Source organism: Lentzea sp. NPDC058436, from assembly GCF_042721515.1.
GTDB lineage: Bacteria > Actinomycetota > Actinomycetes > Mycobacteriales > Pseudonocardiaceae > Lentzea.
This window is the reverse complement of record NZ_JBHXLF010000002.1, coordinates 672,986-691,169: the sequence shown is the minus strand read 5'-3', so window position 1 is coordinate 691,169 and position 18,184 is coordinate 672,986. Positions and strand designations below refer to the sequence as shown.

At 69.0% G+C, this 18,184-nt stretch carries 14 protein-coding genes; 10 read left to right on the top strand and 4 right to left on the bottom strand.

Annotated features, from left to right (window positions below):
- The first annotated feature begins 117 nt into the window (after positions 1–117).
- Together ACFWN2_RS10690 and ACFWN2_RS10685 are read left to right on the top strand one after the other, a co-directional pair.
- A complete protein-coding gene (locus ACFWN2_RS10690) occupies positions 118–1,680 on the top strand; it encodes a S8 family serine peptidase (RefSeq protein WP_382426532.1) in 1,563 nt (520 codons plus the stop codon).
- 21 nt (positions 1,681–1,701) lie between these two features.
- Positions 1,702–3,237 carry a S8 family serine peptidase gene (locus tag ACFWN2_RS10685; RefSeq protein WP_382426531.1) on the top strand — a complete coding sequence of 512 codons (1,536 nt, stop codon included), beginning with the start codon at positions 1,702–1,704 and terminating at the stop codon, positions 3,235–3,237.
- 72 nt (positions 3,238–3,309) lie between these two features.
- On the opposite strand, the gene ACFWN2_RS10680 is transcribed toward ACFWN2_RS10685, so the two are convergent.
- Both ACFWN2_RS10680 and ACFWN2_RS10675 read right to left on the bottom strand, forming a co-directional pair.
- Positions 3,310–5,115 (bottom strand): trypsin-like serine protease, encoded by a 1,806-nt coding sequence (locus ACFWN2_RS10680; RefSeq protein WP_382426530.1) that lies wholly within the window; start codon positions 5,113–5,115, stop codon positions 3,310–3,312.
- 192 nt (positions 5,116–5,307) lie between these two features.
- Positions 5,308–6,828: a phospholipid carrier-dependent glycosyltransferase gene (locus tag ACFWN2_RS10675; protein ID WP_382426529.1), complete on the bottom strand. Its 1,521-nt coding sequence runs from the start codon at positions 6,826–6,828 to the stop codon at positions 5,308–5,310.
- 168 nt (positions 6,829–6,996) lie between these two features.
- Here ACFWN2_RS10675 and ACFWN2_RS10670 point away from each other — a divergent pair, with 168 nt between their 5' ends.
- From ACFWN2_RS10670 to ACFWN2_RS10650, 5 genes are all read left to right on the top strand, one after another.
- A complete protein-coding gene (locus ACFWN2_RS10670) occupies positions 6,997–8,316 on the top strand; it encodes an MFS transporter (protein ID WP_382426528.1) in 1,320 nt (439 codons plus the stop codon).
- A 9-nt stretch (positions 8,317–8,325) separates the two neighbouring features.
- Complete coding sequence (locus ACFWN2_RS10665) at positions 8,326–9,288, top strand: serine hydrolase domain-containing protein (protein WP_382426527.1); 963 nt, start codon at positions 8,326–8,328, stop codon at positions 9,286–9,288.
- Positions 9,289–9,318: 30 nt separating this feature from the next.
- Complete coding sequence (dinB, locus tag ACFWN2_RS10660; RefSeq protein ID WP_382426525.1) at positions 9,319–10,509, top strand: DNA polymerase IV; 1,191 nt, start codon at positions 9,319–9,321, stop codon at positions 10,507–10,509.
- 71 nt (positions 10,510–10,580) lie between these two features.
- Positions 10,581–11,660 (top strand): dihydrodipicolinate reductase, encoded by a 1,080-nt coding sequence (locus tag ACFWN2_RS10655; protein WP_382426523.1) that lies wholly within the window; start codon positions 10,581–10,583, stop codon positions 11,658–11,660.
- Entirely contained in the window at positions 11,657–12,136 is a 480-nt protein-coding gene (locus ACFWN2_RS10650) for a carboxymuconolactone decarboxylase family protein (RefSeq protein ID WP_382426521.1), read from the top strand. The genes ACFWN2_RS10655 and ACFWN2_RS10650 overlap by 4 nt, the downstream gene beginning before the upstream one ends.
- An 18-nt stretch (positions 12,137–12,154) precedes the next feature.
- Here ACFWN2_RS10650 and ACFWN2_RS10645 read toward each other — a convergent pair whose 3' ends face one another.
- Complete coding sequence (locus tag ACFWN2_RS10645) at positions 12,155–13,780, bottom strand: GMC oxidoreductase (protein WP_382426519.1); 1,626 nt, start codon at positions 13,778–13,780, stop codon at positions 12,155–12,157.
- A gap of 212 nt (positions 13,781–13,992) precedes the next feature.
- On the opposite strand from ACFWN2_RS10645, the gene ACFWN2_RS10640 reads away from it, so the two are divergent.
- Positions 13,993–15,921 (top strand): FAD-dependent oxidoreductase, encoded by a 1,929-nt coding sequence (locus tag ACFWN2_RS10640; RefSeq protein WP_382426517.1) that lies wholly within the window; start codon positions 13,993–13,995, stop codon positions 15,919–15,921.
- A gap of 188 nt (positions 15,922–16,109) precedes the next feature.
- On the top strand, positions 16,110–16,598 hold the full coding sequence (locus ACFWN2_RS10635; protein WP_382426516.1) for a DUF1062 domain-containing protein: 489 nt from the start codon (positions 16,110–16,112) through the stop codon (positions 16,596–16,598).
- On the opposite strand, the gene ACFWN2_RS10630 is transcribed toward ACFWN2_RS10635, so the two are convergent.
- On the bottom strand, positions 16,588–17,451 hold the full coding sequence (locus tag ACFWN2_RS10630; protein WP_382426515.1) for a LysR family transcriptional regulator: 864 nt from the start codon (positions 17,449–17,451) through the stop codon (positions 16,588–16,590). The two genes, ACFWN2_RS10635 and ACFWN2_RS10630, sit on opposite strands and share 11 nt — an antisense overlap.
- Before the next feature lie 74 nt (positions 17,452–17,525).
- Here ACFWN2_RS10630 and ACFWN2_RS10625 point away from each other — a divergent pair, with 74 nt between their 5' ends.
- Entirely contained in the window at positions 17,526–18,131 is a 606-nt protein-coding gene (locus ACFWN2_RS10625; RefSeq protein WP_382426514.1) for a dihydrofolate reductase family protein, read from the top strand.
- Positions 18,132–18,184 lie beyond the last annotated feature (53 nt).

Below are 18,184 nucleotides of genomic sequence, written 5' to 3'. Positions count from 1 at the left end.
AAGACGCGTATCCCTACGTAGAGATATCCGGATTGTTCGTCGTTCGAGGTCGCCCGATGGTGATCGGCACGTGGTCGCCCACCCCTGCCGAGGCGGCCGGAGAACGGAGAACCAGAGATGCGACTTGATCGCACAACACGCGTGCTGGCGGCGACCGGGCTGGGCCTGGCCGTCGCGGCGGCGGTGAGCAGCCCTGTGTCCGCTCAGACGGGGTCGATCCAGAAGACCGCCGAGCCCGTCGCGGGCAGCTACATCGTCGTGTTCAAGGACGGCGCGAGCGACGCTCCCACCACCAACGCGAAGGCGCTCGACCTGGCCCGCAAGCACGGCGGCAAGGTCAGCAACACCTACGTCGCGTCGGTGCGCGGGTTCGCGGTGAAGCTGGACGAGTCGGCGGCGAAGCGCCTCGCCGCCGACCCGTCCGTCGCCTACGTGCAGCAGGACGGCTGGGCGCGGATGTCCGACACCCAGACGAACCCGACGTGGGGCCTCGACCGGATCGACCAGGCGAACCTGCCCGTCGACTCGAAGTTCACCTACCCGAACACCGCGTCGAACGTGACCGCGTACATCCTGGACACCGGGATCTACAAGGCGCACAGCGAGTTCGAGGGCCGCGCCAAGGACGGTTACGACTTCATCGACAACGACCCGGACGCCTCCGACTGCCAGGGCCACGGCACGCACGTCGCCGGCACGGTCGGGTCGAAGACGTACGGTGTGGCGAAGAAGGTCAACCTGGTCGGCGTCCGCGTGCTCGACTGCTCGGGCAACGGCCAGTACTCGCAGATCATCAAGGGCATCGACTGGGTCGCGCAGAACGCGAAGAAGCCCGCCGTGGCGAACATGAGCCTCGGCGGCGGCGCGGACTCCACTGTGGACAACGCGGTGAAGCGCGCGATCGCGGCGGGCGTGACGTTCGGCCTCGCGGCCGGCAACAACAACGGCGACGCCTGCCAGACCTCCCCCGCCCGCGTGCCGGAGGCCATCACGGTGGCCGCCAGCGACTCGGCGGACAAGCGTTCGATCTACACCGGCGGGCAGGCGTCGAACTGGGGCTCCTGCGTCGACATCTTCGGGCCCGGCTCGAACATCACGTCGACCAAGAACGGCGGCGGCACCACGTCCATGGGCGGCACCTCGATGGCCACCCCGCACGTCGTCGGTGCCGCCGCTCTGTACGTGTCCGCGAACCCGAACGCCACCCCTGCCCAGGTTCGCGACGCGCTGGTGAACAACTCCACGCCGGACAAGATCAGCGACCTGCGCGGATCGCCGAACAAGCTGCTCAACATCAGCTTCATCGGCGGCGGTGGCCCGGACCCCGAGCCGTGTGCCGCGGCCACCAACGGTGACGACGTGTCCATTCCGGACAACAACACCGCCGTGTCCTCGTCCGTCAGCGTGACCGGCTGCACGGGCAAGGCCTCGACCACCACCAAGGTGAAGGTCGACATCAACCACCCGTACACCGCTGACCTGGCCATCGACCTGGTCGGCCCGTCCGGTGCGACCTACAGCCTCAAGAAGGCGAAGGGCGCGACCTCCAGCGGTGGCGTGCACGAGACCTACACGGTCGACGCCTCCGCGGAGAACCGCAACGGCACGTGGAAGTTGCAGGTGACCGACGTCTGGACCTACGACGCCGGGAACATCGACACCTGGACCCTGACGTTCTGACGACGCCTGGAAGGACTTCCCATGCACCGCACCACCTGCGGGCTCGCCGTTCTCTTCGTCGCCTCCGCCCTGCTGGTCACCCCCGCGCAGGCAGCTGAAGCGGACTTCGTCAAGGCCAAGAACCCCGCGGCCGGCGGCAGCTTCATCGTGTCGCTCAAGCCGGGCGCCGCCGTCCAGGCGTCGTCGCAAGCTTTGTCCCAGAAGTACGGCGGGAACCTCGACGCCGTGTTCTCCCGTGCCATGCGCGGCTTCCAGGTCACGAACCTGAGCGAGGCCGCGGCGCGCAGGCTGGCGGCCGACCCCGCCGTCAAGGCCGTCTACCAGGACGGCACCGCGCGGGCGTCGGACGTGCAGACCAACCCGACGTGGGGCCTGGACCGCGTGGACCAGGCCTCCCTGCCGCTGGACAAGAAGTTCACCTACCCCAGCGGTGGCGCGTCGAACGTGACGGTCTACATCACCGACACGGGCGTCAAGACGAACATCGCCGACTTCGAGGGACGCGCGTCCGTGGGCGCCGACTTCATCGAGGACGGCCAGAACGGCCAGGACTGCTCCGGCCACGGCACCCACGTGGCGGGCACGGTCGGCTCGAAGACCTGGGGCGTGGCCAAGAAGGCCAAGCTCGTCTCGGTCCGCATGCTCGGCACGAACTGCACGGGCAACGGACCGGACTCGGCCGGCGTCAAGGCCATCGAGTGGATCACGGCGAACGCGCAGAAACCCGCCGTGGTCAACGCTTCCTGGACCTTCGACACCGCCGACATCGGCAACGACGCCATCGCCGGCATGGTCGCCTCCGGCGTCCAGATGGCGGTGGCGTCGGGCAACAGCTCGACGAACGCCTGCTCCACCGGACCCGCCAAGATCGCGTCGCTCATCACGGTGAACGCGACCTCGTCCAACGACGCCCGTGCCTCGTTCTCGAACTACGGCAACTGCACGGACATCTTCGCGCCGGGTGACAACATCACCTCGCTGGGACTGAACGGCGGCAGCACCAACATGTCCGGCACGTCCATGGCCACCCCGCACGTCGCGGGTGTCGCGGCCCTGTACCTGTCGGCCAACCCGTCCGCGAGCCCGCAGGCCCTGCGCGACGCGCTGGTGAACAACGCCACCGACGGCAAGGTCACCAACCCGGGCTCCGGTTCGCCGAACAAGCTGCTGTACAGCGGTTTCATCGGCGGCGACCCCAACCCGCCGCAGTGCGGTCCCGGCACGAACGGCGACGACGTGTCCATTCCGGACACCGGCACCGCCGTCTCGTCGTCGGTGACGATCTCGGGCTGCACCGGCAACTCCACGGCCTCGGCAACCGTCAAGGTCGACATCAACCACACCTACACCGGCGACCTGGCCATCGACCTGGTCAGCCCGTCCGGCAAGACGTACGTGCTGAAGAAGGCGGGCGGCGCCTCGTCCTCGGCGGGGGTCCACGAGACCTACACCGTCGACCTGTCCTCCGAGGCCCGCAACGGCACCTGGAAGCTGCAGGTGAAGGACGTCTACACGTACGACACCGGCAACATCGACACCTGGACCCTGACGGTCTGATCCCACCACGACGAAGAAGAGCCCCGGAGCCATCGGCTCCGGGGCTCTTCCCTGTTCCCCCTGCCAGGGGAGCTATCGGGTGACGGTCAGCGTGAACGTCGTCGTGCCGGTCTTCCCGTCGGCCGAGGTGGCCTTGATGGTGATCGGGTAGGTGCCGGGCGGGGTGGAGAAGTTGGTGAAGATCCAGACGTTGCTGGTGCCGTTCTGGCCGATCGTGGCCGGGTTGAACGAGAGCTGCGCACCGGTGGGCACACCGGACGCGGTCAGCGTCAGGTTCCCGGTGCCACCACTGGCCTTCACCGACGTCTGGGCCAGCAGGCCCTGCTTGACGCTGGCGGACGACGGCGTCGCGGTCACGGTGACCTCACCGGTCGGCGGCTCTTGCGAGCCCTCGACCGTGAGCGAGACCGTGGTGGTGGCCGTCTTGCCACCCGCGTCCGTACCGGTGACCGTGATGCTGGACGTGCCGGCGGTGGCCGTGGACGACACGTCCAGCGTCAGCTTGGACGAGCTTCCCGCACCGATCGAGGTGGGCTGGAACGTCGCCTTCACGCCGTTCGGCACACCGCTCGCGGACAGGTTGATCGTCTGGCCGTCACCGTTGCTCGACACGGTCGTGGAGACGTACTTCCCCTTGGCCGCCTTGACGCTGCTCGGCGAGGCACCCAGCGTGAAGTCGCCCGGCTGCGGATCGCCACCGCCGGTGACGGTCAGCGAGTACTTGCCGGACGCCGTCTTGCCGCTCGACGTGGTGCCCGTGACCGTGACCTCGTAGGTGCCGTTCGGTGCCGAGGTGGTGGCGTCGAACGTGACCTTGGCCGAGTTGCCGGTGGTGACCGACGTCGGCTGGAACACCGCCTTCACCCCGCTGGGCAGGCCGCTCGCCGACAGCGTGGCGTTCTCCGCGCCGCCCGAACCCGCGGTCGTGGTGATGCCGGCCGACACCGTCTTGCCCGCCGCCACGGAACCGCTGCCCGGCGCGACCGTCAGGCCGAAGTCGCCGACCGGCGGCTGCTGGCCGACCTCGGACTTGACCCAGTCGCCCATCTCGTTGTCGAGACGGCCGTAGATCGAGTACCACTTGAAGTCGGACCTGCTCCAGGACGCGACGCCGTAGATCTTGCCGGCGACGACCAGCGGGCCACCGCTGTCACCGGGCAGGATCGTGGTGCGACCGTCGGAGTAGCCGGCGCAGATCATGGTCGCCGACTTGAAGCCCGCGCCGACGCCCTGGCAGACGCTGTCGCCGTTGACGATCGGCAGGCTCGCCTTGTCGAGGGTGACGTCGGCAGAGGTGTCGTTGAAGTCCTTCTTGCCGTAGCCGTACCCGACACCGGTCTTGCCGGGCGCCGCGCCACCGGAGTCGGCGGACGTGGCGAACGCCGGGTACGCGGCGGCGCCCTTGAGCGCGATGTCGCGGTCCACGGTCACGACGGCGACGTCGAAGCCCTGGTCGAAGTTGACGTACTTCGGGTGCTTCTTGTAGCTGACGACGTTGACGGCGAACCCGGTCCCGTTGCCGCCGTTGAAGTCCTTCAGGTCGTCGAGGCCGTAGACGAACCTCTTCTCCCCCTGGGCGTCCGCGCAGTGGGCCGCGATCAGGATCTTGCGCGGTGCCACGACCGTGCCGGAGCACGTCTGTCCCTCCGGCCGGGTGCCACCGGCGCGGATTCCGGCGACGATGCCGGGGAACTCGCTGACGGTGGCGTTCTGCCCGCCCGCGAAGAAGGGCGAGGCGTCACCGAGGTTCGCGGGGACGGTGTCCCCCAGGTAGTTCGCCGCAGGGGCGTTCGGCGGCGCGGCGCTGGCGATGCTGACGGGCGTCAGCACCGAGGCCGCGACCAGGGCCACCAGGCCCCATGACCGTGTTCTCGTCACGTTGGTTCCTCTCCGGATCTCAGGAACGCCCACCTCAGGGCAGGGACGGCGGCCGTTCGCTGCGATCACTGTCGGAGTGGAGCACGTGCGGAACAATCAGGGACCGCATCCGTAGGGGTACGGAACTTTCCCTACCTATGGCCTGTGTCGAAGCCTGGCCCGGCTGTCGCGGACCAGGCTTCGACACACGCCCTATGGTCTGCGGAAGATCGTGATCGAGTGGCCCACGACGTCGATCGGCGTGCTCGTGTCGACCAGCGCCCTCAACGCGTCGTCGGCCTTCGCGATGGCCGTGTTGGACACGACGAGCAGGCCCTTCACCTGATCCGGCGGCACCTCGCGCGGGTCCGACGCGCGGATCCCGTAGTGCTCGGGCACTCCGGCGCCCTTGTACACGAGCCACGTCCGTTCGCCCGGGTAGCGCTTCAGCCGCTCGGCCAGCCTGCCGAGGTCCTGTCCCCAGTCGACGTTCGAGTCGTGCAGGTGCAGGTGGGTCTTGGACGGGCCGCCGAACACCTCGTTGGAGTACGGCAGGTAGTACGGGAACGTCCACAGTGAACTCGCCGCGACCAGCGCGACGGCGATCCTGGCGTAGCCGCGGTGCGCGACGACCGCGGCGGCGACCGCGAGGAACATCGGCACGAAGATCGCGTAGCGGACGCCGAGGTCGCGGCTGCCCGTCATGGCCACGGCCAGCAACACGGCGGCGGGCGCGAGGACGTACGCGGCCGCCGGGCGTCTGATCATCGCGACGGCCCCGGCCGCCCACAGCAGCAGTGCGCCCAGCGGTGTCTTCACCAGCAACGCGGCCGGCAGGTAGTACCAGTGCGAGCCCTCGTAGTGCGTGCCGAACAGGTACCCGCCCCAGACCCGGTCCTCCAGGCCCATCTGGGCGCGGATCCCGTCGACGTAGACCTGCGGGAACGACACGGACGGATCCACGGCCGCGTAGGAGATCCAGACGACGGCGATCGCGGTCAGCAGCACACCGAGCGCCGCCCGCCACCGGGAATGCCACCACACGAGCGCCAGCAGGACCGGGACCGCCGCCAGTGTGTTCATCTTCGTCGCGAGGGCTGCACCGAGCGCCAGTCCGGCGAGCGGCAGGTGGAGTGCGGGATCGGTGCGCGCCCGCCACAGCAACCACGCCGTGGTCAGCAGGAACCCTGCCGCCGGAACGTCCAATGTGGCCAGTGAGCCGTGCGCGATGACGTCGGGTGAGAACGCGTACAGCGCCAAGGCCGTCGCGCCGCCGGTCCTGCTCTTCGAGATGTCCGTGGCGAACAGGAGGACGACCAGCCCGAACAGCAGCGTGAGCGCGATCATCGGCAGTCTGGCCGCCAGCAGGAGCGTGCCGGGGTCGTTGCCCGACTCGTAGAGCACGTGCCGGCCGAGTTCGGTCTGGTCGCTCTGGAAGCCCGGATCGAGGCGGACGCCGGCGAACGCGAGGCCGGTCGCCATGATCAGCTTGCCGAGCGGCGGGTGTTCCGGGTTGTAGCGCAGGCTGTGCTGCTCCGACTGGACGACCGCGGCACCGATGTAGACGGGCTCGTCGATGGTCGGCGTCTGCTGCACGGCCGTGACGGTCATCGCGATCGCCATCTGGGCCAGGAGCACCGCCGCCACCAGCACGAACGGCCACCGCCGGGGTGTCGCGGCCCGCGCGGGCGGCAGGGACACCTCGGTGGGGCGCTGGATCGTGGCGAGCGACAAGACCGCTCGGTCCTCTCAGGTGGTGGGAACGAAACCCGACACTCCTCTGAACGGGTTGCCCGTCGAATGGGTTGCCTGCACGTTTCGCTACAAGTTGTCGCCCAATCCCCTACCGCTATTCAGCTACACGTTGTAGCTTTACTGGCCCCTGGACGAGGGAGACCAGCCGTGACCAGATCCACCCGCTCGATGGCCGTACTGGCGGCACTGGCCGTCACGATCGGCGCGCTCGAAAGCATCCCGTTCCCCGCACTCCCGTTGCTGCAGCGCGAACTCGGCCTCGACCCCGCCCAGGCAGGGCTGCTGTCCACGACGCTGATCATCACGTCGGCCATCACCATGCCGGTCGTCGCGAAGATCGCCGACGACCGCGGCGGGCGCCGGACCCTGCTCGTGCTGACCTGGTGCATCGTCGCCGGGGCGGTGGTGTCGGCGTTCGCGACGACGTTCCCGGTGATCCTGCTCGGGCAGTTCCTCCAGGGACTGGGCGGTGGCGTGCTGCCGGTGTCGTTCGTCTTGGCACGTCAGGTCTTCCGCGACTCCACACCGGTCGCGGTCGGTGTGCTCACCGGACTGTTCACCGTCGGCACCGGCGTCGGTGTGCTCGTCGCCGGACCGCTCGCGGACAGCCTGTCGCGGCAGTGGATGTTCCTGCTGCCGGCACTCGTCGTGGCCGCCGTCGCGGTCGTCGCGCCGTTCGCACTGCCTGGGCCGGTCGAGGCACGGCGAGTGCGGCTGGACTGGCGGGGCGGGACGCTGCTGGCGTTCGCTCTCGCCCTGTTGATGCTGGCTCTTTTCCTTGTCCCACAGGACTTTTTCGCCGCACTGGCGCTGTTCGCGCTCGCTCTCGCGTTCGGCGTCGGCTGGGTCGTGGTGGAGCGCCGGGTCGAGCACCCGCTGGTAGACCTCGGCATCCTGCGCACGCGTGGGGTGTGGACGGCGAGCGTCACGGCCGGAGCGCTCGGGGCGAGCTACTCGGCGACGTACTTCCTGGTACCGCAACTGCTTTCCGGGTCCGGCGCCTCGGCCAGCCAGATCAGCCTGCTCCTCTTCCCCGCCGTGCTGGTCGCGATCGTGGTCGGGCCGGCGTCCGGAGTGCTCGTCCGCCGCGCCGGGGTCCGTGCGGCCGTCGTGGCGGGTCTTGTTCTCACCGCCGCCGGAACGTTGTTCGTGGCCGTGTGGCACTCCCCGTGGCAGATCGCGCTGGGCGTGCTGGTGGCGCTCGGCATCGGCGTCGGCACGGCGTCCACCGCCCTCTACACCGGCGCGATCGCCTCGGTCGGCGAGCAGGACACCGGGGTCGCCACCGCGGTGTGCGGGATCGCGCGGGCGATCGGTGCGGCGGTGGGGGTCCAGGTGACGGCGGCGTTGCTCACCGGTTCGCCCGATGCCTTCCAACTCGGCTTCCTGCTCGCGGCGGTCGTAGCGCTGGCACCACTGATCTTGCACCGGAAAATCCGTTTCAGCGAGGTGGCTCCGCGGGTCTAGCCTGCGTCAATGTCTTTGGGAGACTTGGACAAGATCGCCGCCGAGACCGGTTTCTCCGGCGTGGTTCAGGTGGACCGCGCCGGGAAAGTCGAGTTCGCCGCGGCCTACGGGCTCGCCAACCGCGCGTACGGCGTGCCGAACACCGTCGACACCCGGTTCGGCATCGCCAGCGGCGGCAAGGGGTTCACCGCGCTGGCCGTGCTCTCACTGGTTCGCGAGGGCAGGCTCGCGCTCGACACCACGGCCCGTTCGCTGCTCGGCGACGACCTGCCGCTGATCGCCGGCGACGTGACGGTCGAGCACCTGCTCACGCACACGTCCGGCATCGGCGACTACCTCGACGAGGAGGGCGACTGGGAGGCCGACGACTACGTGATCGGCGCGGTGCACGTGCTGACCACGACCGAGGCCTTCCTGCCGTTGCTCGACGGGCATCCGACGAAGTTCAAGGCCGGTGAGCGCTTCGGCTACTGCAACGGCGGTTACGTGGTCCTCTCGCTGCTGGCGGAACGGGCGAGCGGGCAGAGCTACCACGACCTCGTCCGTTCTCGGGTGCTCGCCCCGGCGGGCATGACGCGCACCGACTTCCTGCGGTCGGACGAACTGCCCGGTGACGCGGCCGTCGGCTACCTGGAGGACTCGGACCGGTCCAACGTCTTCCACCTGCCCGTCCTCGCGACCGGGGACGGCGGCATCCACACCACCGCGGGCGACATGTCGAAGTTCTGGCGGGCGCTGTTCGCCGGCGAGGACGCCCAGATCGTGACGAGGCCGCGCCACGACGTCCCCGAGGAGTCGCTGCGGTACGGGCTCGGGTTCTGGCTGCACCGGACCAGCGACACGGTGATCCTGGCCGGCTACGACGCGGGCGCGTCGTTCAAGTCGAGCCACGACCCGCACACCGGCACGACCATCACCGTCCTCTCGAACACCTCTCCCGGAGCGTGGCCGATCGCTCGCGCTCTGATGTGACTGTTCTGAACGAGTGATGGATGCGAACATGTGTTCGTGAGCACCCCGATCCTGCACGCCGACCTGGACGCGTTCTACGCGTCGGTCGAGCAGCGGGACGACCCTCGCCTGCGAGGTCGCCCGGTGATCGTGGGCGGCGGCGTGGTGCTGGCCGCGAGCTACGAGGCCAAGGCGTTCGGCGTGCGCACCGCGATGGGCGGGGCGAGTGCACGGCGGCTGTGCCCGCACGCGATCGTCGTGCCGCCGCGCATGTCGGCCTACTCGGAGGCGAGCAAGGCGGTGTTCGAGATGTTCCGGAACACGACGCCACTGGTCGAGGGGTTGTCGATCGACGAGGCGTTCCTCGACGTCGGCGGCTTGCACAGGATCGCGGGGACGCCGGAGGTGATCGCCGCACGGCTGCGGGCGGACGTGCTCTCGCGGGTCGGCCTGCCGATCACCGTCGGGGTGGCGCGGACGAAGTTCCTCGCGAAGGTCGCCAGCGGGGTCGCCAAGCCGGACGGGTTGCTGGTCGTACCGGCCGGCGGTGAGCTCGATTTCCTGCACCCGCTGCCCGTCGAGCGGTTGTGGGGCGTCGGGGAGGTGACCGCGGCCCGGTTGCACGGGCTCGGGCTGCGGACCGTCGGGGAGGTTGCCGCACTCGGGGAGGCGGCGCTGGTGTCGATGATCGGGAAGGCGGCGGGACGGCACCTGTTCGCGTTGGCGCACAACCACGATCCTCGTCCGGTCGAGGGTGGACGGCGGCGGCGTTCCATCGGGTCGCAACGGGCACTGGGGCGCCGGGAGCGGACTCGGGAGGACCTCGACGCCGTTCTGACCTCGTTGATCGACGGTGTTTCGCGGCGACTCAGGAGTGGTCATCGGGCCTGCCGGACCGTGGTGTTGCGGTTGCGGTTCGGCGACTTCTCCCGGGCCACCCGGTCGTGCACGTTGCGGAGTCCGAGCACGGAGACGGCCGTGTTGCTGTCGGCGGCTCGGGGGTTGCTCTCCGGGGCGATGCCGTTGATCTCCGGGCGTGGCATCACGTTGCTGGGGGTGTCGTTGAGCAACCTCCAGGACGACGCGCCCATGCAGATGGCGTTGCCGTTCGAGGAGGAGAAACCGGCCGCGTTGGACGCGGCGCTGGACCACGTCCGGGAGCGGTTCGGGGCCCGGTCGGTCACTCGGGCCGTGTTGCTGGGGCGCGATCCCGGTATCTCCGTGCCGTTGTTGCCGGAGTGAGGTGCCGCTCCCAGGGCTTTACACCCGATGGCCCCTTGTAAACTGAAACGTGTTCTAGTTACTCTACCCGCATGATCGCCACAGTGGTGTGGGGCACCGGAAACGTAGGTCGTGCCGCGATTCGCGCCGTCGAGGCCCATCCGGCACTGAAGCTGACGGCCGTGGTCGTCCACAACGAGGAGAAGGCCGGCCGGGACGCCGGCGACCTCGCCGGACTCGATCACGAGCTGGGAGTCGCGGCCACCACCGACATCGAGGCGGTGCTCGCCACGAGTCCGCGCGCCGTCGTGTACGCGGCGTCCGGGGACATCAGGCCCGACGACGCGCTGGCCGACATCACCAAGGCGATCAGGGCCGGCGCGGTCGTCGTGACGCCGTCGCTGTACGCGCTCTACGACCATCGCAGTGCACCGCCCGAGTTGCGAGAACCGGTTCTAGCCGCCATCGCGGAAGGCGGCGGGTCGCTGTTCGTCTCCGGCGTCGACCCCGGCTGGGGCAACGACGTGCTGCCGCTGATGATCAGCGGTCTCGGCAGCACCATCGACGCGGTGCGGTGCCAGGAGATCTTCGACTACTCCACCTACGACCAGCCCGACGCGGTGCGGTGGCTGATCGGGTTCGGGCAGCCGCTCGACTACCAGGCTCCGATGCTGATGGCCACGGTGCCGACGATGGTGTGGGGCGGGCAGATCCGGCTGATGGCGCGGGCGCTCGGCGTGGAGATCGACGAGATCCGCGAGACCGTCGACCGGCGTGCGCTGGACGAGACGGTGACGACGCGGACCATGGGCGAGTTCGAGGCGGGGACGCAGGGCGCCATCCGGTTCGAGGTGCAGGGGATCGTCGGCGGGGAACCGTTGATCGTCATCGAGCACGTCACCCGCATCCACGCCTCCTGCGCCACGGACTGGCCGATGCCGCCGTCCGGCGACGGCGCGCACAAGGTGATCATCGAGGGGCGGCCCCGCATCGAGGTGTCCGTCGAGGCCGTGGACGAGGGTGAGAACCGGTCCGCCGGCGGCAACGCCACCGCTGTCGGGCGGATCGTCAACGCCATCGACTGGCTGGCGGAGGCGGAGCCAGGACTGTACGACGCGCTCGACGTCCCGTTGCGGCCCGTCGCGGGCAAGCTCGGAAGGAGCAAGCCGTGAACATCGACATCCCCGAGGGCAAGGACCCCATCGGGTACGTGTGGGGCGAGCTCGTGCCGGGCATCGGCATCTCCGCCGCGAACCTGTCGCTGGCCGTGTACCAGCACACCACGCTGGGGCTGCGCGAGTTCGAGGCCGCCCGGTTGCGGATCGCACAGATCAACGGGTGCATGTTCTGCCTCGACTGGCGGACCGAGCGCGACGGCGAGAAGGTCGAGGACGACTTCATCGACGCGGTGACCCAGTGGCGCACCACCGACGCCTTCGACGACCGGGCGAGGCTGGCCGCGGAGTACGCCGAGCGGTACGCACTGGATCACCACGGTCTCGACGACGAGTTCTGGTCTCGCATGACCGCGCACTACACGCAGGTGGAGATCGTGGAACTCACGATGAGCATCGGGGCCTGGCTCGTGTTCGGACGGTTGAACCGGGTGTTCGGCCTCGACGCGATGTGCGTGCTGCCGAAGTTCTGACGGTCCACACGCGACCGGTCAGAAGTCGGTGGCGATGATCTTCTCGATGTTCCTCTCGGCGAGCGCCGTGATCGTGACGAACGGGTTCACCACGGTGCAGCCGGGAATGAGCGAACCGTCCGTGACGTACAGACCGGAGTACCCGTGCAGGCGGCCGTAGTTGTCGGTCGCCTTGCCCAGCACGGCGCCGCCGAGCGGGTGGTACGTCAGGTGGTCGCCCCAGATCTTGTAGACGCCGAAGAGGTCGGTCCGGTAGATCGTCCCCTCCTTTGAGTTGATCTTGTCGAAGATGGTCTTCGCGGCGTTGATCGAGACGTTCTTCCACGCGGTCTGCCAGTTCAGGTCGACCTTGCCCGCGGCGGCGTTCCAGCTGAACTGGGCGCGGTTGGGGGTCTTCGTGATCGACAGGTAGAACGACGCGTAGGTCTCGATCCCGGTCGGCAGCGGCGCCACCTCGGCGAACGCGCCGCCCGCCGCCCAGTTGTCGATGCCCAGCGTGGGGATGGACGACTGGAGCTGGCCGGTCGGGTCCCACAGGTGGTTGGCGCGGCCGCACATGACGTTGCCGTTGTCGCCCCAGCCCTTGCCGACCTCGCCGTTCAGGTTCGGCAGCGCGCCCGTGGCCTTCAGCTTGACCAGGAGCTTGCTCGTGCCGACGCTGCCCGCCGCGAAGAACACCTTCGCCGCGGTCACCTCCTTGACGGCGATCGGGTCACCGGTGGTGTTGAGCTGCTCGATGGTGACCTTGTAGCCGCCCGACGCCGGGACGACCGACACGACCCGGTGCAGCGGTGAGATGGTGACGCGGCCGGTCGCCCTGATCTTGGGGAGGTAGGTCTTCTGCAACGACTTCTTGCCGTAGTTGTTGCCGTAGAGGATCTCCCCGGCCAGCGCCGACTTCGTGACCGTTCCCGCTTCCTCCTGCTCCATGTAGTTCCAGTCGTACACGGTGGGCACGAACACGTACGGGAAGTTCGACCGCTGGGCGTGCTTCCTGCCGACCCTCGCGTACTGGTAGGCCGCGGTGCTCTCGAACCAGGCCGGCCTGATCAGGCTGGCGCCGAGCTCGGCGTTGGCACGCGGGTAGTAGGTGTTGTACATCTCGTCGGGATTCACCGTCGGCAGGACTTCGGCGAAGTTCTCCCGCTTCGGCGTCACGGCCATGCCGCCGTTCACGAGCGAACCGCCGCCGACACCGCGTCCCTGGTAGACGGTGATGCCGGCGAACTCCTCGGCGTCGAGGACGCCGGTGTACTTCGGGATCGTCTTGTCGATCGGGAAGCCCAGGAAGTTGCTCAGCGGCTGCTTCGTCTTGGTGCGCAACCAGAACGACCGCTGGTCCGGCGTGGTGGTGTTGGCGAAGATCTTCCCGTCCGCGCCGGGGGTGTCCCACGCCATGCCCATCTCGACCATGTGGACGTCGACACCGGCCTGGGCGAGGCGCAGGGCCGCCACGGAACCGCCGTAGCCGGTACCGATCACCAGGGCCGGAACGACCGCCGCGTCCGCGATGGGTGCCGCCGCCCGTGCCACCGGAGCGACGCCACCGAGGGCCACAGCCCCAAGAATAGAACCTGTTCCAGCAATGAACGAACGTCGTGAAGGACCCTCGAAACCGTTGTCACACGTCGTTGTGTGGGTCATGTGATCTTCCTCACTGTGGGCGCATGAGAACAAGTTATACCGACCGTTGTAGATCAAGTCACTACCTGGTAGTCCCGGTTCGCTCGGGGAGCGCAGCGCAGGTACCGGTCTTGAGGCCGAGATTCGGGGTCCGCGCGGACAACCCGGACGGCCCAGCACGAACACACGATCCGGGAATGTTCGGACACGCATGGTCGCCCGACAATCGAGCGATGCCCGAGGTATCCGGTGGTGAGGACGCGAGACCGAGCGTCCTGGTAGTAGGTGCGGGGATGGCCGGCCTGACGGCGGCGCGTGCGCTGCGCGAACGTGGCCACCCCGTCACCGTTCTGGAGGCCCGCGAACGGGTCGGTGGCCGCATCTGGACCGACGAGCACGGGGTGGACCTCGGCGCGCACTGGATCCACGGCACGGACGGCAACCCGATCACGGAACTGGTCGAGGACCTGGGGATCCCGTACAGCTACGTGGGCGGGGACAGCGCCTACACGGGCGGGTTTGACAGCCTCGACCTGTTCGGAGCGGACCGCCGGGCGGTGAACCACCGCTACAAGAGCCGCACCCTGGAACTGGCCGACGAGGTGCTGCACGAGCTGGAGCACCGGGCCGAGGTGGCGCGCAAGGGCGACCACCCGGACATGCCGCTGGGCGAGGCGATGCGGCAGGTCCTGGATGGGCGTGCTCTGTCCTCAGAGGACGAACAGGCCGTGCGGTACCACCTGAACGTGATCCTGCGCGAGGACGCGGCGGAGGATCCGGACAGGCTCTCGTTGAAGCACTGGGAGGACGGCTACCTCGTCTACGGCTACGGCGACAGCACGCTGCACCAGGGCTACCAGTCCGTTGTGGACGCACTGGCCCAGGACCTGGACGTCCGGCTCGGGCACGTCGTCACCCGCGTCGAACGCGGCCGCGTGACGACGGTCCAGGGCGTGTTCGAGGCCGACAAGGTGCTCGTCACGGTGCCGCTGGGCGTGCTGAAGGCGTCCGCGGTCGAGTTCGTGCCACCTCTGCCCGAGGCCAAGCGCTCGGCGATCGCCCGGCTCGGCTACGGCACGCTCAACAAGATCGCGCTGCACTTCGACGCGCCGTTCTGGCCCACGGAACAGTACGTCTTCGGCTACCTGTGCCGTGACACCGACCGCTACCCCACCGTCGTGATCAGCATGTGGAAGTCGCACGGCAAGCCGATCCTGGTGATGCTGCTCGGCGCCTCGCTCGGCCGCGAGATGGAGACCTGGTCCGAGGAGGCCGTGTCGGCGTACGCGACCGACGTGGTCCACGACCTGTTCGGCGAGGACGCGCCCGCCCCCTCCGGCGTCTCGCGCACCACCTGGTCCTCGGATCCCTTCGCCCTGGGCTCCTACACCTGCATCGGCGTCGGCTCGTCGTCCAGGGACATCGCGACCCTCGCAGAACCGGTCGGCGACGCCCTCTTCTTCGCCGGCGAGGGCACGAACCCGTACCACTGGGGCTGCGTGCACAGCGCGTACGAGTCCGGACTGCGCGAGGCGGCGCGGATCAGCGGCGACCACACCCTCTACACCCCGCCCAGCGCCGGCAAGTCCCGCGCGCAGTCCCGCAACACCGACCGGATGCTGCGGTTCGTGCGGATGCGGATGAACCACATCACCGCGGCCGAGCTGACCGAACGGGTGGCGTGCCTGCGGGAGAGCGTCGACCCGCACGGTGTCCGCCTGTTCACCGCGCTCGCCGACGCCGAACTGGAGACGCTCGCGTCGATGTTCGACGAGATCCCCTACACCGCGGGCGACACGCTGTTCCACGAGGACGACGCGGCGCACGGCGTGTTCCTGGTCGCCTCCGGCCAGGTCGAGGTCGACTTCGGCGGCATCTACGAACGCTCGGTCCTCGGCCGCGGCGGGCTGCTCGGCCACTACGACCTGTTCTTCAACGCCCGCACCACGTCGGTGACGGCGCTGACCGACGACGTCGTGGTGTTCTACCTGGACCACTACCGGTACCAGAGCTTCCTGTACGCGTTCCCGGACGTGATGATGCTGATGCTCTCGGACCTCGTGACGCGGTGGGAGCAGCTGGAGACCGTGCTGGGGTCTGCGACCCTGCCGAAATTGAGTGGAGCGCCGCGGCCCCGGGCCGCTACCTTCCTGCCCGACTGAGTCGTCGAGGCTGGGACGTGCCGTTGTACACCGTGTGAGTCTTCCCAAGCGCTGGTCTTCGTTGCGCGCCGCTCTTCTGAGCGACGCGCTCCCCTTGCTGCGGATTTCTCACCGATCGGTGTACTCCTGTGCTCATCACCTGGGCCGTCGTGCCCACCTGCCTTCCTCTTGTCCGCCGTCGTTGTCACGTGTGCGCTTCCGACCGCTTCCGGGCGAGCGGCAAGTTCCGCGTCAACGCCAACCACAAGGTCCTCGACGCGTGGCTCCTGCTGCTCTGCACCGGGTGCGGGGACACGGTCAAGCTCACGGTCTTCGAACGGACGCACGTGCGTTCCGTGCGGCCCGCGTTGCTGGATCGCCTGCACGCCAACGACCTCACGCTCGTCGACGAGCTGCTGCAGGACTCCGTTCTGCTGCGGCGCAACCACGTCTCCCTCGACTGGGAGGGCGCGTGGCGGCTCGACACCGGCAGGTCCGCTCACCTGGATCTGGAGGTGGTCGACGTGGAAGTCCGTTTCGCGGCACGGATTCCGGTCCGGCCGGTGCGCCTGATCGCGGACGCGTGCGGTCTGACGCGGGGTGAGGTGGAGCGGTTGATCGCCGACGGCAGGGTCGTGTCGGCGATCCGGTTGACCGGCAAGGTCACCGGCGACTTCACCTTCACGCTCAAGCGCTGAGCGCTCCCCGCAGAGCGGCCAGTGCGGCGGCCACGCCCGGAGGATCGGGCGGGTCGCCGTACGTGGCCGCGTGGATCTCGCGGTGGAAGCCCTTCAGCTCCATGGCGTGGACGTCCGGGCGGCGGTGGGCGCGCAGTCCCAGTCCGGGGAGGATCGCCACGCCCGCACCGGCCGCCACGAGGGCCTGGACGACGACCATGTCGTCGCTGTGCGAGGAGACGCGCGGCGCGAAACCCTCGCTGCGGCACACGGTCTCCAGCTCCTCCCTGCACGCGTCGCAGCCGCCGATCCACGCCGAGTCGCGGTGGTGCGCGAGGCTGTCGTCCGGCCGCCGGCTGATCAGGTGGATCGGGTCGTCGCCGAGGTGCACGAACCGGAAGCCCTCCTCGGCAGGGGTGTCCGCGTGCCGGAAGACGACGGCGATCTCGACCTCGCCGTGGCGCAGCATCTCCAGCGCCTCGACGGGGTGCCGTTCGACCAGGCTCAGCTCCAGGCCTGGATGGTCCGAGGCCAGTGCCACGACCGCCTTCGGGACGATCGTGGCGGCCGTGGAGGCGTTGGCGGCGAGCCGCACCCGTCCCGCCCGCAGGCCGGCGTGGGCGGCCAGTTCGGTGGTGGCGGCGCCGACGCGGCCGACGATCTCGGCGGCGCGGTGGGCCAGCAGCCTGCCCTCCGGCGTCAGGCGGATCCCGCGGCCCGCCCGTTGCACGAGCTTCACGCCCGTGGCCGCCTCCAGTCTCGCCAGGTGATGGCTCACCGACGGCTGCGAGTAGTGCAGTTCCTTGGCGGCTTCGGTCACCGAGCCGTGCCGGGCCACCGCCGCCAGCACCTCCAGGTGCACCAGGCTGAGCATTCATCAAGGTTATCGATGACTTGCGCCGCTTGTTGGCATTGGACGTCATGGGTTCCGGGGTTCAGGCTGGGTTCATGACCAAGGTGACGTGCGATCTCTCGATCTCGGCGGACGGGTACTCGGCGGGGCCCGGCCAGGCGGAGGACCGGCCGTTCGGTGACGACGGCGGCGACGGGTGGGGCAGCGAGCTGCACGCGTGGATGGAGGACCCCGAGGAACAGAAGTGGCAGATGGACCGTCTCGCCGAGACCAGGGCGTTCATCATGGGCCGCAACATGTTCGGCCCCGTGCGCGGGTCGTGGGACCGCCCGTGGAACGGCTGGTGGGGCGACAACCCGCCTTACCACGGGCCGGTTTTCGTGCTCACCCATCACGCGCGCGAGCCGCAGCCGATGGAGGGCGGCACGACGTTCCACTTCGTCACCGACGGCATCGCGGCGGCGTTCAAGCTCGCCCGCGAGGCAGCCGGGAACGGCAACATCTCCATCCACGGCGGCGCTTCCACCGTCAACCAGTACCTGGCGGCGGGGCTGATCGACGAGCTGCGGCTGCGGATCGTGCCGCTGACGCTCGGCGCCGGCACGAGGTTGTTCGACGGTGTTCCCGGGCTGCGGCTGGAGCAGGTCGAGTCGCGCGCCAAGGCCTCGTTCACGCACGTGACCTACCGCGTCATCAGGTGAGAATCCACAGTGGACGGACTGCGGACGATCGTCCGTTCGCCAGTTGAGACGGT